The 15,047-nt window shown below is 66.7% G+C and carries 11 protein-coding genes and 1 pseudogene; 3 read left to right on the forward strand and 9 right to left on the reverse strand.

What is annotated here, in order from left to right; genetic code table 11:
• Positions 1 to 28: 28 nt before the first annotated feature.
• The 6 genes and pseudogenes from KMW22_RS10120 to KMW22_RS10145 form a co-directional block, all read right to left on the reverse strand.
• Positions 29 to 1,264 (reverse strand): TCR/Tet family MFS transporter, encoded by a 1,236-nt coding sequence (locus tag KMW22_RS10120; RefSeq protein ID WP_221089934.1) that lies wholly within the window; start codon positions 1,262 to 1,264, stop codon positions 29 to 31.
• A gap of 71 nt (positions 1,265 to 1,335) precedes the next feature.
• On the reverse strand, positions 1,336 to 2,082 hold the full coding sequence (locus tag KMW22_RS10125) for a VC0807 family protein (protein WP_221089935.1): 747 nt from the start codon (positions 2,080 to 2,082) through the stop codon (positions 1,336 to 1,338).
• 138 nt (positions 2,083 to 2,220) lie between these two features.
• Positions 2,221 to 3,171: a hypothetical protein gene (locus KMW22_RS10130; protein ID WP_221089936.1), complete on the reverse strand. Its 951-nt coding sequence runs from the start codon at positions 3,169 to 3,171 to the stop codon at positions 2,221 to 2,223.
• A gap of 16 nt (positions 3,172 to 3,187) precedes the next feature.
• Positions 3,188 to 3,957, reverse strand: a pseudogene (locus tag KMW22_RS10135) (IS5 family transposase).
• A 56-nt stretch (positions 3,958 to 4,013) separates the two neighbouring features.
• The gene (locus KMW22_RS10140) at positions 4,014 to 5,387 is read right to left on the reverse strand and encodes a 3' terminal RNA ribose 2'-O-methyltransferase Hen1 (RefSeq protein WP_221089937.1); all 1,374 of its coding nucleotides are present in this window, start codon (positions 5,385 to 5,387) and stop codon (positions 4,014 to 4,016) included.
• Positions 5,388 to 5,513: 126 nt separating this feature from the next.
• Positions 5,514 to 8,015 (reverse strand): polynucleotide kinase-phosphatase, encoded by a 2,502-nt coding sequence (locus KMW22_RS10145; protein WP_221089938.1) that lies wholly within the window; start codon positions 8,013 to 8,015, stop codon positions 5,514 to 5,516.
• Positions 8,016 to 8,345: 330 nt separating this feature from the next.
• On the opposite strand from KMW22_RS10145, the gene uvrB reads away from it, so the two are divergent.
• Both uvrB and KMW22_RS10155 read left to right on the forward strand, forming a co-directional pair.
• Positions 8,346 to 11,927: an excinuclease ABC subunit UvrB gene (gene uvrB, locus KMW22_RS19720; RefSeq protein WP_407928436.1), complete on the forward strand. Its 3,582-nt coding sequence runs from the start codon at positions 8,346 to 8,348 to the stop codon at positions 11,925 to 11,927.
• A 66-nt stretch (positions 11,928 to 11,993) separates the two neighbouring features.
• Positions 11,994 to 12,530 (forward strand): GNAT family N-acetyltransferase, encoded by a 537-nt coding sequence (locus tag KMW22_RS10155; protein WP_221089939.1) that lies wholly within the window; start codon positions 11,994 to 11,996, stop codon positions 12,528 to 12,530.
• 54 nt (positions 12,531 to 12,584) lie between these two features.
• On the opposite strand, the gene KMW22_RS10160 is transcribed toward KMW22_RS10155, so the two are convergent.
• On the reverse strand, positions 12,585 to 13,118 hold the full coding sequence (locus KMW22_RS10160; protein ID WP_221089940.1) for a hypothetical protein: 534 nt from the start codon (positions 13,116 to 13,118) through the stop codon (positions 12,585 to 12,587).
• Between the two features lie 88 nt (positions 13,119 to 13,206).
• Between KMW22_RS10160 and KMW22_RS10165 the strand changes: the two genes are divergently transcribed.
• Positions 13,207 to 13,506: a hypothetical protein gene (locus KMW22_RS10165; protein WP_221089941.1), complete on the forward strand. Its 300-nt coding sequence runs from the start codon at positions 13,207 to 13,209 to the stop codon at positions 13,504 to 13,506.
• A gap of 49 nt (positions 13,507 to 13,555) precedes the next feature.
• On the opposite strand, the gene KMW22_RS10170 is transcribed toward KMW22_RS10165, so the two are convergent.
• Complete coding sequence (locus tag KMW22_RS10170; protein WP_221089942.1) at positions 13,556 to 14,449, reverse strand: aldo/keto reductase; 894 nt, start codon at positions 14,447 to 14,449, stop codon at positions 13,556 to 13,558.
• Positions 14,450 to 14,506: 57 nt separating this feature from the next.
• Positions 14,507 to 14,998 carry a hypothetical protein gene (locus KMW22_RS10175; protein ID WP_221089943.1) on the reverse strand — a complete coding sequence of 164 codons (492 nt, stop codon included), beginning with the start codon at positions 14,996 to 14,998 and terminating at the stop codon, positions 14,507 to 14,509.
• Positions 14,999 to 15,047 lie beyond the last annotated feature (49 nt).

The following is a 15,047-nucleotide window of genomic DNA, read 5'->3' on the forward strand; positions in this document are numbered from 1 at the left end:
GGGCGCTCTCGGTGGCGGCGCTCCTGGCTCAGACCGGGTCCCGGTGCCCAGGGCCCGGTTTTCCCGTTTCCGGCAAGCCGCGCAGCACGCCCAGAATCAGGAGGGTGCCCGCCACCGAGAGCACCGCGCCCATCAGGAACGCCGCGCCGGGAAAGCCGTGGCCCGCGCCGTACGCATAGACCGATGTGGCCACGATGGGCCCCACCACGCCCACCAGACTGTTCAGGCTGGTGATGGCCCCCTGCACCCGCCCCTGCTCGGTTTCGCTGACCTGCCGCGAGATCAGGCCCTGGATGGCCGGGTTCGCCAGCCCGCCCAATGCCCCCACCACCAGCGAGGCGTACAGCGTGACCCCACTGCGCGCAAAGGCCAGCAGCAGAAATTCCAGAATGGAGGCCACCAGCCCGGTCATGATGGTGCGCCGCTCGCCAAAGCGGGCGATGAAGGGACCGATGAGGCCACCCTGCACCCCGGCCACCAGCAGCCCAAAGAACGCCAGCGCCACCCCGTTTTGCCCTGGGGTCCAGCGCAGCACGCGCTCGGTGTACAGCACCCAGGTGCTGAAGATGACCTGTCCGGCCAGCCCCAGCAGCACGAAGGTCAGGGCGAGGCTGCGCAGAATGGGGTACTCGGTCAGGGCTTTCAGGGGCAATAGGGGGTTCAGGTCCCGGCCCTGGAAGCCCTTGGCGCGGGCACTGGGGGGCAGGGATTCGGGCAGCACCAGCAGGCCGTACAGAAAGTTCAGTGCGGTCAGGCCAGCGGCCACCAGAAACGGCACCCGCAGGCCGTATTCGCCCAGAAAGCCGCCCAGCGCCGGCCCCAGGATGAACCCCACGCCAAAGGTGGCGCCCAGCAGGCCAAAGTTCCTGGCGCGCCCCTCGGGCGGAGTCACGTCGGCAATGTAGGCGTTCGCTACTGTCAGGCTGGCGCCGGTAATGCCCGCCAGCACGCGGCCCACAAACAGCCACCACAGGCTGGGGGCAAAGTAGAGCAGCACGTAATCCAGCGCCATGCCCGCCAGCGAGACGAGCAGCACCGGGCGGCGGCCAAAGCGGTCACTCAGGCGGCCCAGAATGGGCGCGAACACGAACTGCATGACCGCGTAGGCGGCCGTCAGCCAGCCGATGCTCTGGGCGCCCGCCGCCTCCGAGCCGGCCAGTTCCTTGACCAGCCCCGGCAACACCGGAATGATCAGCCCAATCCCGATGATGTCAATCAGGGCGGTGAGCAGAATAAAAATCAGGGCGGCAGGCCGGGCGCGCATAGGGGGCAGTGTAGGCGGTCGTGCAGCGGGAGCAGGCCCGCCCCGGCCACCCAGCGGCTCAGGCCCCGGCTTCAGGCGGCGGGGGCCAGCTGCCGCGCGAGGCCTTCGGGGCGCAGGAGACTGACATCCTGACCGTAAATGGCCTTGACCGTCCGCTCTGCCAGCAGCATGGCGGGGGCGGCGACCAGCCCCCCGATGAGCAGCCCCGGCAGGTACATCACAGCGGAGGCCAGCACCACCTGCCCGTTAAAAGCCGCCGTGCCGAACGAAGCCGTGACCAGGTGCAACTGCACCGCCATGTTCACACTGCCAAACAGCAGCTTGGCGCCGCCGAACAGCACGCTGCCCAGCACCAGCGCACGCGCCATGCGCGGGTGGTTCAGGGCTTCTTCCTGGGCGCGGCGATGGGCCACTGACCCACCTGCGAATGCCCCCTGCAGCAGGGACCGCAGCAGCCCACTACCCACCAGCGCGCTGCCCAGGAACAGCAGGCCGTGAAGGTACAGATGAACCGACGTTTTGAAGGCGTACCAGAAGCCGTCCACAAACCAGAAGGCCAGCCCGGCGCCCAGCAGCGAGGTCACCACGCCGAACCGGGCGATGGGGGACGTCTCGCGGCGAAGCCAGAAAGTCCAGAGGGTATACACCACCGGCAGCAGCGCCGAGAGCAGATAGGCGCGGATGTGGCCGCCCTGGTCCCCGCCCAGCAGGGCGGCAACGCCCCATCCCGTGCCGAACAGGTTGGGGCTGAGGATCAGCAGCGGAACGCAGAAGGTCATGGCCAGATCCAGCAGGTTCTTTTTCAGAGCAGGGCTCATCGGGGCATTGTGCGCGGCGGCCCTGCCCGGCCACATCGGCCAAGAGGCCCAGGAGAGCCCAGCCTAGTGATGATCCGGAAATTCACTGACAGCGTGCTGCCCGAACTGCGCGAAGTCGGGTCTTTTTGCAACATGTGCTCAGTAAGTGATGGTGCGCGTAGTGGTTGAGACCAATTGAGTGCCGACATGAAGAGTCAAACGCGTCCAATTCCCTTTGGCGTCCCGGCCGTAGCGGTAGGTTTCTGTCGAGTCTTTGCCTGCATCCTGAGGTATCACGATCACACTGGTAACAAAGCCGCGAGCATCGACGGCGTAAGTCGCCCGCGTTGTAGGTACACCATTAACAGCGTAGGAAGAGGTTGTGAGCTTCCCCTGTGGACTGTACTGAAATGTCTCGACTGCCCTGTACCCTTCTCCGATCTGGTCCTGAAAGACTTTTTCACGACCTGGAACACTCCCAACCTGCGTCGATATCTGGGTGAGGCGTCCTGCTGGGCCAAACTGCGCCACCTTCTCAACACGAGTCAGATTGTTGAATGTCCTGAGTTCACGGACCGTCCCCTGCGCCTTGGAGTAGGTGCAACTGATTTGAAGAGGATTCAGGAAGAGTGGCCCAAAGCTAAGCGGCACACCTTTGAACGTAGAAAGGCGGCCCTGAGCATCGAAAGTGACAGTCAGCGGCTCTGTTGGCTTGTTTTTTAGGTCATTCAGGCTTAGAGGTACAAACTGAGTGGGATCAAGGCTGGCGCGTCCAGCCATACGCCACTCGCCGTATCTCTGGTTGGAAGGTCCTACCTTAAACGTGGCCTCAAAGAGCATTGACATGACGTTGACATCCCGCGTGATGCTGGTGTGGGCAACCCGTTTCAGCTTACCTTGCTGGAACTCGTACACAGTCGTTCGCTCATTCGCTCCTGACATCAGTTCTTCAAAGCCTGGCTCGATCCGCACTTGTTCCTGAATATGCCGGGGTTGACCCAGGAGACGTGGCGCCAGTTCATTTTCTCCGTTCGGCGACTCGAAGCAATATCCTGCCTGAGCCCCTGACAACAGACCAAACAGCACTGCATAGACCGTTTTCATCATCACGCGCTCAGAATAGAGGTCATCTGGCCAGAAGCCGGAGCAGAATAAGGATGCAGGCGAGGTGCACCATGCCGAGGAAATTTTCGGCCTTCACTTCGTCCCGGGTTCTTACCCGGCGGAAGCTCTGGAGCCAGGCGATGGTGCATTCTACCTTCCAGCGTCGCTCGAAGCGGCGCAAGGGCCGACCGTCTTGTGTCTTTTGACGATTCTTGCGGTTGGGGGCGATCATCTCGATGCCCAGCGCAGCCAGCTCTCCGTCCAGACCATCACTGTCGTAGGCTCTGTCGCCGATGAGACGGTAGGGAAAGTTTAGGCCGAACGAGGCAGCCAGCGTGTCCTACACCAGCCGAACTTCGGCTGGACTGGCACTGCTGGTGTGCACCGCGACCGGCACACCACCAGCGTCCACGATGATCATGATCTTGGTCCCCTTGCCTTTTTTGGTCGGACCGATATCGGCCCCCCTTTTTTGGCGGCACTGAAGGTACCGTCAATAAACGCTTCCCGCAGATCGAGTAGGCCCTGATCTTCGCTCATCTCGTAGAGGACCGTGAGAATGCGTGGGAACGCGCCCTGCGTGGTCCATTCTTGAAAGCGGTCATGACAGGTGGTCTTCGGTGGGTACTCGCCCCTAGGCAAGGCAGCCCACTGCGCACCGGTGCGGAGAATCCAGAGAATGCCGTCCAGAACGGCTCGGTCTGGATGTCGTGGACGTCCACGATTTGTGCGGTTCACAGGTCTTGGAATGAGGGGCGCCAAGACAGCCCATTGCTCGTCAGTCAGCCGCATCCACCGCAGTGTGCGCTCTCACAGCGGGACACTGTTGCCCAATTTCCGGATGGACTCTAGTCCCGGTTGAACAGCGCCATCTGGGTGATCGGGCCGTAGTCGGGGTGCACGTCGCCCAGCGGATGGAACGCCACCGCGTAGCCGTATGCCTCGGCCGCCGCCTGTGCCCACGCCTGAAACTCGGCGCGGGTCCACTCGAAGCGGTGGTCCGGGTGGCGCAGGGCCTGGGGGGTCTCGAAGGTGGCGTTGTACTCGCGGTTGGGCGTGGTCACCACCAGCGTGCGCGGGCGCGCAAAGCCCAGGACGTTGCGGGTCAGGGTGTCCAGGCGGTGCGGCTCCAGATGCTCCATGACCTCCACCAGCGCGGCGGCGTCAAAGCCCTTCAGGCGCGAATCGGGGTAGGCGAGGCTACCGTGCAGCAGGCGCACCCGCTCACGCAGTTCGGGGCGCTCTGTCAGCTTCAGCTTGTCGGCGGCGATCTCCAGGCTGCGCGCGCTGATGTCCACGCCCACCAGTTCGCGGAACTGCCCCACCTGCAGCAGGCGGCGCAGCAACTTGCCCTCGCCGCAGCCCAGGTCCAGCACCTGCGCGGCGCCGCTGGCCTGCAGCACCTCGGCCACCGCGTCCAGCCGCTCGTCGTGCAGGCGCGGGCGCGGTGGTGCAGCCATCTCCTGCTGTTCGGCCACCCCACCTTCTGCCTCGTCCGCGATGACGAAGTGGGCACGGGCCTGGGTGACCAGACCGCGAAAGCGCAGGTAACGCGCGGTGATCAGGTCGCGCTCCGGATGGGCCTCCAGCCAGCCCTGGCCGTGGCGCAGCAGCTTGTCCACCTCCTCGGCGCCGATGTAATAGTGCTTCTTGCCGTCCAGCACGGGCAGCAGCACGTACAGGTGGCGCAGGGCGTCGTTCAGGCGCGCCGTGCCGCGCAGGGTCAACGCCACATAGGGCCGCTCGCCCCATTCGGGAAAGTCAGGGTCTAGCGCAAGGGGCGTCGCCTCGACCTCGTAGCCCAGCGGGCCAAACAGGCGCGCGGGCAGGTCCGGGCCGCCGCGCGCCGCCACGCACGGCAGCGACAGGGTCAGCGGGATGGCCTGCCCTGCCAGTTCGGGCCGGTCGCGGCTCTGGCCAGTCATGGCGGTGCCGAACGCGTCGCGCAGAGCCACCGCCAGAAAGCTGCCCGAGGCATAGGGGCGGTCATTCACATAGGGTTCCAGGGTGCCCGCCTCGCCGCCCGCTGGGGCGCGTGACAGGGCCACCGGGTCCACCTCGACCAGCAGGGCGGCGGTGGTGCGTTCCGGGGCGGCTTCGGGATAAAAGACCAGCGAACGGCCAAAGGGCAGGGTGCGCTCCAGCACGCGCTCCGGGTGCTTCATCAGCAGAAAGCCCAGGTCGGTGGCAGGCTGGTGGGTGGTGGTGATGGTCAGCAGCATCTCAGTACCTCGAAGTTGATCTCCAGATCAACCGAGCGAAGCGAGGGGCGAAAACAGGACGTTGCGCCGGAAGTGGAGACTGTTCGGTGCTCTCTTTGAACAGGCGCAACGTGAGGCGAGGCGGCCTTAAAGCCTCACGTCAATGGGGTCACTTTCCAGCGCCAGCACGCCCAGCACGCATTCGTGCACCCGGCCCGGGGCGGCGCCCTCGACAAAACGGGTCAGGCCTTCAAGGCCCAGGTGGAATTCGCGCAGGGCCCGGCCCCGCTTGGCGCCCAGCGCCCGGGCCTTGAGGCGGCCCAGGTGTTCGGGCTGCGTGTATTCCGGGCCGTAAATGATGCGCAGGTATTCGCGCCCGCGCACCTTCACGGCCGGCTGCAACGAGCGCGGCTCGGCGGCCCAGAACGGCAGAGGCTTGACCACCATACCTTCCCCGCCCGCTGCGGTCAGGGCTTCCCACCACGCGGTGGCGGCGGCTTCATCGGGGGTGCCCAGTGTGACCAGGCGGTGGGCGGTGCGGCCAAACAGGTCCGGCGCGGCGTCGGCCAGGGCGCCCAGGGTGGTCAGATGCCATAGGTGGTCTTTGCCGTCATGCACCTGCCCTTCCGAGGCCAGCAGGTGAAAGGGCCGAATCTGGACGTCCTGTGGGCCCGCCACGCGACGCACGTAGGCGCGGTAGGCGTCGCGGTAGTGGGTCAGGGCGTCCGCGCGCTGCCCGGTGCGCGCCGGCCAGTCGCCCAGGTCCAGACCCCGGGCCCCGGCACGGTCCAGTGCCTGCACCGCCGCTGCCAGCGCAGCGTTCCCAGCGGCCCCCACCGCCGCGTACTGCCCCTTGATCAGTTCCTCGGCTTTCAGGCTCCAGGGCAGAATCTCGGCGTCCAGCAGCAGCCAGTCGGTGTTCAAGCTCTCCCACAACCCCGCCTGGGTGGCGGCCTGACGGGCACGGGTGAGCACGTCGGCTTCCCAGTCTGGCTTGAAAAAGGGCCGCCCGGTGCGGGTGTAGATGCACCCCAGGCCGTCTGTGCCAAAACGCTGGCCCGCCACCGCCTCGTCCCGGGTGAGCACCAGCAGGGCGCGGCTGCCCATGTGCTTCTCCTCGCAGATCACCTGCGTCGCCCCCTGGCCCCGGAAATAGGCGAACGCCTCGTCGGGATGTTCCAGGTGGTCGGGCCGGGCGCTGGTTTCCACCGGGCTCATGGTGGGGGGCAGGTACACGCACCACTCCGGGGCCACGCCGTAGCGGCTGAAGGTCTCCACCGCCGCCGCCCGTTCGCCTGCGCGCAGCATCACGCCGCCGAAGGTGCGGGTGTCCACGCGACCCGGCTGCAGGAACTCGGCCAGGTCAAAGGTGTCCGCAGGGCCCGTGTCGGCCAGTGGGCGGGCGGGGACCGCGTACTGCGCGTGGGCCGGCACGCTCACCAGTTCCTGTTCCGGGTAACGCAGGGCACTCAGCGCGCCGCCAAAAGCGCAGCCGGTGTCAATGTCAATGGTGCGGTTCACCCAGCGGGGCTGCGCCACGGGCGTATGGCCATAGACCACGTGTGCCGCGCCCCGGTACTCGGCGGCCCAGTCGCGCCGCACCGGCAGGCCCAGGTCGTCGATGCTGCCGTCCACATCGCCGTACAGGGCAAACGAGCGCACCCGTCCACTGCTGCGGCCCTGGTACTTCTCGGGCAGGCCCGCGTGGGCCACCACCACCTTGCCGTCGTCCAGCACGAGGTGACTGACCAGCCCGTCAATAAAGCTCCGCACCTGCGCGCGAAATTCGGGGCCGGCCGCGTCCAGCTGCGCCAGGGTGGCGTCCAGGCCGTGCAGGGCCTTGACCGCCTTGCCGTCCAGGGCGCGCTTCAGTTTCTCGTCGTGGTTGCCGGGGACGCACAGGGCGGCGCCGCTGGCGACCATGTTCATCACCAGCCGCAGCACGCCCGCGCTGTCCGGGCCCCGGTCCACCAGATCGCCCACAAAGACGGCGGTGCGGCCCGGCGGTGGGGTTGCGTGGTCACCGTCCAGCGTATACCCCAGCTTCAGCAGCAGTTCGCGCAGTTCGGCCAGGCAGCCGTGCACGTCGCCAATAAAATCGAAGGGGCCGTGCAGGTGCTTTTTGTTGCTGTACAGCGGCACGCGCCTTACCTGGGCACCCGCCACCTCTTCGGGGCTGCGCAGCACCCACACGTGCCGGAAGCCTTCTTTGCCCATGCCGCGCAGCGTGCGGCGCAGTTCGGTCTGCTGGCGGCCAATCACGGCCGCGTTAAAGGGCCGGTCACCGCGCGCTTCGTGCCGGGCTTCCAGCACGCCCCGGGGCAGGTCCAGCACAATCGCCACCGGCAGCACGTCGTGGGCGCGGGCCAGATCCACGAGGCGGCGGCGGTCATCGGGGCGCACCGAGGTCGCGTCAATGACGGTCAGCAGGCCGCGTTCCAGGCGCCGCGCGGCCACGTAAAAGAGGCTGTCAAAGGCCGCCGCGTTGGCATCCAGCGTGTGTTCGCTGCCACTGACCAGCGCGCGGAAGTGATCGCTGCTCAGGACCTCGTAGGGGCCGAAATGCTGCGCGGCAAAGGTGCTTTTGCCCGATGACGACGCGCCAACCAGCGCGACCAGGGCAAGTTCAGGCAGGGGAATCTGGGTCATGGGGGTCCTTGCGTTCCGGGCGCCCAGCCGGGGCGGCTGGGGCCAAGGCTCCACTGTAGCGGCCCTCTCCTGCCCCTGCCTGCGTCAAATGACGTGGAACCCGGACCGGGTGTCTCAAGGCCAGAAGGACCTCTTCGAACTCCAGGCGATGGCCGGACAACACCGCCATGTCCTGCCTTTTCCGTTCATGCTCGCTCTGCCCGGGGTCGTCTGAGACCCGCCTGAATGCTGCCTCAGTCATCTGGCCTACCGTCCCCTTACGTCCGGGGCGTAAAATAGGGAGTTTCGTTCGGCCCACGCCGCAGCCCTGCTTTCTTCCCTGGAGGTTTCATGCTCAAGGTCAAATCCAGCTTCACGCCCTCGGGTGATCAGCCCACCGCCATTCGCTCGCTGGTGGATGGCCTGGACTCGGGCCTGCGCTTCCAGACGCTGTTGGGTGCGACTGGCACGGGAAAAAGCGTCGCCTGGCACGAGCCCGTGACCGTGCAGGTGGCCGGTCAGGTGCAGCGTCTGCCCATCGGTGAACTCATTGACGGCCTGTTCGGCTCTCCGCTGCAGACCGAGGATTCGCTGGAATTGCCGCCGCCCGACCCCATGCAGGTGCTGGCCTGGGACGCGGGCAGCGGCGAGGTGGCCTGGCGCACGGTGACGGCCCTGTCCCGCCACGGCTCGCCAGAAACGCTGCACCGCCTGACGACCGCCTGTGGCCGCGACGTGACGGTGACGGCCGACCACAGCGTCTGGGTGCTGCGCGGCGGCCAGGTTCACCTGATTCACGGCGACGACGTGCGGCCTGGCGACGCGCTGCCCATTCCCCGGCAGGTGCCTGAACCGCAGGGGACAGTAAACCATCTGGACACCCTGGCCGTGCTGGACGGCACTCCGTTTCATGTGGCGGTGCCCTACACCCCCCAGCAGGATGACGCCTGGCGCACCCTGGTGAGGGCCCACCACGAGCAACCCAGCGGCAAGCTGCACGCCCTTCGGTACGGCAAGCGGGGCGGTGGCCTGAACGTGGCTGCAGCCAGAGCGGCTGTTCGTCAGGGGCTGGCCGTGGCGGAGCACACGCGGGTGTCCGCCCGGTCCGCACATCTGGCAGGTGAGCTACCCCTGACACCTGCGCTGGCCTTGCTGTTTGGGCAGTACGTGGCCGAAGGGCATGCCGCACCCGGCTACGCCCTTTTCTCTGTGCGTGACCCGGATGTGCAGGGCCAGTTGACAGCGGCCCTGGCCGAACTGGAGGCGGGGCATTTCCGCCGTGCAGACGGTGACTTCGTGCTCTCGGGCCGGGTCTGGCGCGAGCTGCTGGCCCGGCTGATGGGCGAACGCTCGGGCGAAAAGCATCTGCCCACGAACTTTGCGGCCTTTCCAAATGCCTTCCTGGCGGCCCTGTTGCGGGCCTACTTCGAGGGCGACGGTGGCGTGGACGGCGGGGCAGTCACCGCCGTGACCAACAGCGCGCGGCTGGCTGGGGAACTGGCCGAGGCCCTGCTGCGCTTTGGGGTGTGGGCCCGGCTGCGCGAGGTCAAGAAGCGCCGCCCGGACGGCACCGTGGGCACCTATCACAAGGTCACGATTTCAGGGGCCGAGAACCTGCACGCTTACGCCACCCAGGTGGGCTTTCTGAGCGCGCGCAAGCAGGAGGCCCTGGCCCGCATCGTGGCCCAGGCCGGCGAGGGCAACACGAATGTGGATCTGGTCCCTGGCGTCGGGCCGCGCCTGCTGGCCGAGCGGGAACGGGCGGGCCTCTCACAGCGAGAGGTGGCACAAGCCGCAGGCTGCACCCGGACGATGGTGTCGGCCATCGAGCGCGGCATTCGCGCCCCCAGCGCGGGCCTGTTTCGCCGTCTGTGCCGGGCCCTTCAGGTTCAGGACACCGCATTCGCGGGGCTGGCCGACGTGCACTGGTCGCCGGTGGAGCAGGTGGAACAGGTGACCCCCCAGACCCCCTACGTGTACGACTTCAGCGTGGACGGCTTTGAAACCTTCCTGACCGGACGCGGCGGGCTGTTCGTTCACAACACCTACTCCGTCGCCAAGGTCATCGAGGAAACCCAGCGCCCCGCCCTCGTCATGGCCCCGAACAAGATTCTGACCGCGCAGCTGGCCTCCGAGTTCCGCGAGTTCTTCCCGGACGCGGCGGTCGAATTTTTCATCTCGTACTACGACTACTACCAGCCCGAAGCCTACGTGCCCGGCAAGGACCTGTTCATCGAGAAAGACGCCAGCGTGAACCAGGAGATCGAGCGCCTGCGCCACTCCACCACGCGCAGCCTGCTGACGCGGCGGGACACCATCGTGGTGGCCAGCGTGTCGTGTATCTACGGCCTGGGCGACCCCAAGGAATACACCGCGCTGAACGCCGTGCTGAAAAAAGGCGGACAGATGCCGCGCGACGAACTGCTGGGCCGCCTGGTAAACATGCAATACGAGCGCAACGACATCGAGATGGCGCCGGGCCGCTTCCGGGCCAAGGGCGAGATGATCGAGGTCTGGCCCGCCTACGACGAGCAGCCCCTGCGCATTGAGCTGTGGGGCGACGACATCGAGCGCATCAGCGTGGTGCACCCGCTGACCGGGGACCGCCTGGCCGATCTGGACGCCACCGTGGTCTACCCGGCCAAGCACTACGTGAGCAGCGCAGGCAACATTGAGCGGGCCATCGTGACCATTCAGCAGGAACTGGACGAGCGGCTGGAATATTTCAAGTCGGTGGGCAAGCTGCTTGAAGCCCAGCGCTTGAAAGAGCGCACCCTCTACGACCTGGAAATGCTCAAAGTCCTGGGCTACTGCTCGGGCATCGAGAACTACTCACGCCACATTGACGGGCGCGCGGCGGGCGCCACGCCGTACACCATGCTGGACTACTTCCCGGACGACTTCGTGACCTTTATCGACGAGTCGCATGTGACGGTGCCGCAGATTGGTGGCATGGCGAACGGCGACCGCGCCCGCAAGCAGACCCTGGTGGACTACGGCTTCCGCCTGCCTTCAGCAATGGACAACCGCCCGCTGAACTTTCAGGAGTTTCTGGACAAGACCGGTCAGACGGTGTTCGTCTCGGCCACGCCGGGCCCCTTTGAGCGCGAGCACAGCGACTCCGTGGCCGACCAGATCATCCGCCCCACCGGCCTGATTGACCCGCCCGTAACCGTGCGCCCCATTCAGGGCCAGATTGAAGACCTGCTGGGCCGGGTACGCGAACGCACGGCGCGCGGCGAGCGCACGCTGGTCACCACCCTCACCAAGCGCATGTCGGAAGACCTCACCGAGTACCTGCTGGAAAAGGGCGTCAAGGCCCGCTACATGCACTCCGACATTGATTCCGTGGAACGTCAGGTGATCATCCGCGACCTGCGGCTGGGCCACTACGACGTGCTGGTGGGCATCAACCTGCTGCGCGAGGGCCTGGACCTGCCGGAAGTCTCACTGGTGGCCATTCTGGACGCCGACAAGCCCGGCTTCCTGCGCAGCGAACGCGCCCTGATTCAAACGATTGGCCGCGCCGCGCGCAACGTGAACGGCGAGGTGATTCTGTACGGCGATACGGTGACGCCCGCGATGGCGTACGCGATGGACGAAACGGCCCGCCGCCGCGAGAAGCAGATGGCCTTTAACGCCGAGCACGGCATCACGCCCACCACGGTGATCAAGGGCGTGCGCGACGTGATTCGCGGCGAGGAGCAGCCCGCCGAAGTCAGCTCGGCCACCGTGGGCGATGACCGCGACAGTCTGGCCGCGCAACTGACCGATCTGGAACTGGACATGTGGCAGGCCAGCGAGGACCTGGACTTCGAGCGCGCCGCCAGTCTGCGCGACCAGATCCGTGCCATTGAGGCCAAGCTGCAGGGCAAAGAGTTCCAGCAGGCCACGGTGCCTGGGCAGAAGGTGAGACGCAAAGGGCGGCGGTAAGGGCCTTGCCCCTCACCCGGCCATCTGGCGGATGCACGCCCGGTGGCCGGGTGGTTCTCTTGGGCCATGTGGCCTCTGCCCCGTCCTTTCCAGTCCACCGATGCCCCTGGGGTGGCCGCCGTGCAGGTGGGCAACTACCAGCACGATTACGCACCTTTCTTCCCGCCTGGATTCTGGGACGGCGTGACGGTTGAGGAACAGACGGGCGACTGGCAGGCGTGGCTGGACGGGCACCCGGGCGATGTCCTGCTCGTGCAGCCTGAAGGCGAGGCCATCGCCGGGTATGTGCTGGCGCGCCTCTCCCCTTTCCACGGTACCGACGCCGAAGTTATGGCCCTACACGTTCGTCCCGTCTCGCGGGGCCGGGGCTGTGGCGCGGCCCTGCTGCGCGCGGCGCTGCTGGCGTTGCAAGCCCGGGGGGCTCAGAGCGTGGGCCTCTCCACGCTGGAAGCCCATACCTCTCGGGGGTGGTACGAGCGGCTGGGTGGGCAACGCGGCAAGACCCTGATCCAGACTTACGGTGACCATGTGGTGCGCGAGGTGGTGTTCATCTGGCCGGAGTTGAACGCCTTGCTGGAACGGCTTGGGCCCGCCGCTCGTTAGCCAAGAAGAGCGGGCGTGGCGAGAACACTTCGCCACGCCCCTTTCCCTCTCGACTTACTTCTTCAGCGTCAGGGTGCAGGTGCCCACTTTCACGCCAGCGCCGCGCATGATCGCCACGGCTTCCTCGGCGCTTTTGGGGTCGGGCAGGTCCTCGTCCAGTTTCTCCAGCTCGGTGCTGATCTCGTCCAGGGAGCCGGCCAGCAGGGCGCCGCCGCCCACCATGCCCTTCAGAAAGCCGAAGCAGGCCAGCATGTCACCGTCATTCATCATGCCGGTCATCACGTCACCGGCGAAGATGGTGCCGTCCTCGGGGTTGTAGGAAAAGGGGCCCACGTCGCCGTCAAAGTCCCAGCCGTCGTCCCAGGTGGGGGCCTTCTTGCTGAGCACAATCTGGCGGTTAACCTTCTGGCCGCTGGCCGTGGTGCCGCTGAGAATCCAGGTCTGCCCGGGTTTGACCGGCGAGTTGGCTGCCAGCGCGCGGGGGGCGCCGAAGGGCGCCACGGTGCGGGGCTGGGCATTTTGCGCGCCACCTGCCAGGGCAGCGGAGGGCAGGAGCAGCAGGGCGGCCACAAGAAAAGAACGTTTCACGCCCGAGAGGCTAACAGGTGACGAAGGTGAGGAACACCGCATGTGCGGCGTGACAGGGTGTTCAGACTCCGGTCCCTAGCCTGCGGGTATGGCAAGACTCCCCTACTACTGCGCCTGTTTCCGGATCAGTCTGCGCAAACGCTGGAGCTTCATCCTGGGCAGCATGCTGTGTGGCGCCGGCGTGCTGGCGGCCTTTCAAACCCCGCTGCTGGCGCTGATCACGGGCACGGCGCTGCTGGGCCTGCTGCATGCCGCCGTCCTGTGCATGCAGTCCTGGCAACGCCACCGCTACGACGGTCGCCCGCTGCGCATGGCTGGGCTCTGGGCCCCGGTCACCGCGCCGACCCACCACGGCGCCCCGACCGATCAACCCTGGCGACTTCCCTGACATTTGCTGTGACAGCCCTGTCAGAACAGGCGGGGGAGCAGCGTCGGCCCTAGACTTCCCCGCCCCATTCCAGGCCGTGTTCCGTCCAGGCGGCCTCAATATGCGTCAGGGCGTCCAGGGGCAGCGGGCCTTCTTCGACCAGGCGCACGTTCCGCTCCAGGTTCTCGATGTTCGCCGTGCCCACGATGGCACTGTGGACCCCCGGTGAGTAAGCCGCGAAGCGCAGCGCAAAGGCGTCCCAGTCCAGCCCGGTGGCTTCGCGGACTGCGTTCAGGTTCAGCACCTGCAGCCGTTCCCAGTAGGTCTCGGCGTAGTCGCCCACCGGGCGCGCTGTGAAGCGCCACGCCGCATTGGCAATGGGCCGCTTGGCGATCACGCCCAGGCCACGTTCGATGGCGGCGGGCAGCAGCTGGCGGCGGCTGAACTGGTCGGCCAGATTCACGCTGGTTTCCACGCTGTCAAAGCGCCCGGAGCTGATGGCCCCGGCCAGCGCCTCGTTCTCGCCGCTGTAGGCTACCACGCGAATCAGGCCCGCCGAGCGCGCGTCGTCCAGCGCCTGCAGCAGATCCTCGTGGCGCAGCACGTCGGCGGGGCAGGAGTGCAGGTGAAAAATATCAATCCAGTCGCTGCGCAGCCGGGTCAGGGCCTGCTCGATGCCCAGGCGGATGGCCTGCGGAGTCCAGTCCTCGGCGCCCTCGGCCCCGTAGCCGCCCTTGGTGCTGAGGATGAAGTCATGGCGGCGGTAGGCGAGGTGGCGGCCAATGCGCTCCTCACTGAGCCCGTAGCCGCGCGCCGTGTCAATCAAGGTGATGCCCCGGTCCACGGCGCGGTTCAGCAGCGTACCTGCCTCGTCCTCGCTGAGGTGCTCTGATCCCACCTGTCCCGCGCCCAGGCCCAGCACGCTGACTTTCAGGCCCGTGTCGCCAAACGCCCGTTGTTCCATAGCGCGCATTGTGCCGCGTGGCCGGGTGAGGATGAAGTCACCTGCCGAGATCAGGGCTTAGGGGCAGGAACCCGGCAGCCGCTGCAGGGCCGGAAGGGTGTAGCGCGCGGCAGAGCGGGCGGAACGAACGCAGAGCACGCCCCCTTTGAGCGCCAGTGCCAGAGGCGGATCGTTGCTGCGACTGCCCGGAATGACCGTCACAGACCGCATGCCTCCCAGGGGATTCCACAGCCGCAGCGTATTAAAGCCGCCCCCCAGCAGAAAACGCCCGTCCGGAGTCCACAGCAGGGTGCGCACGTTGCTGTCTGGCAGGGCACGCGTGGGCTGCCCAGGCCGCGCCAGCATCACCTCGCAGCCGGTAAAGCGCAGGGACTCCCAGCAGAACAGCACAGCCGCCGCCCTGCGGCCTGGGGCATACAGCGTCTGTTTATGCTCCCAGGCGTAAATGTCCGTGTTGGGTGAGGCGCGCACCGTCACCACCGACCCACCGGGAAAAGGCACGTTCAGCTGGGTCAATGCCACTGGAGCGGCGGGCAGGAAGGCCAACATGCTCCAGCCTACCGGCCCGGGGTTCGCCAGCCCTCCACAGAAAGAGGGA

This window comes from Deinococcus aquaedulcis, from assembly GCF_019693445.1.
In the GTDB taxonomy this organism is placed as follows: domain Bacteria; phylum Deinococcota; class Deinococci; order Deinococcales; family Deinococcaceae; genus Deinococcus; species Deinococcus aquaedulcis.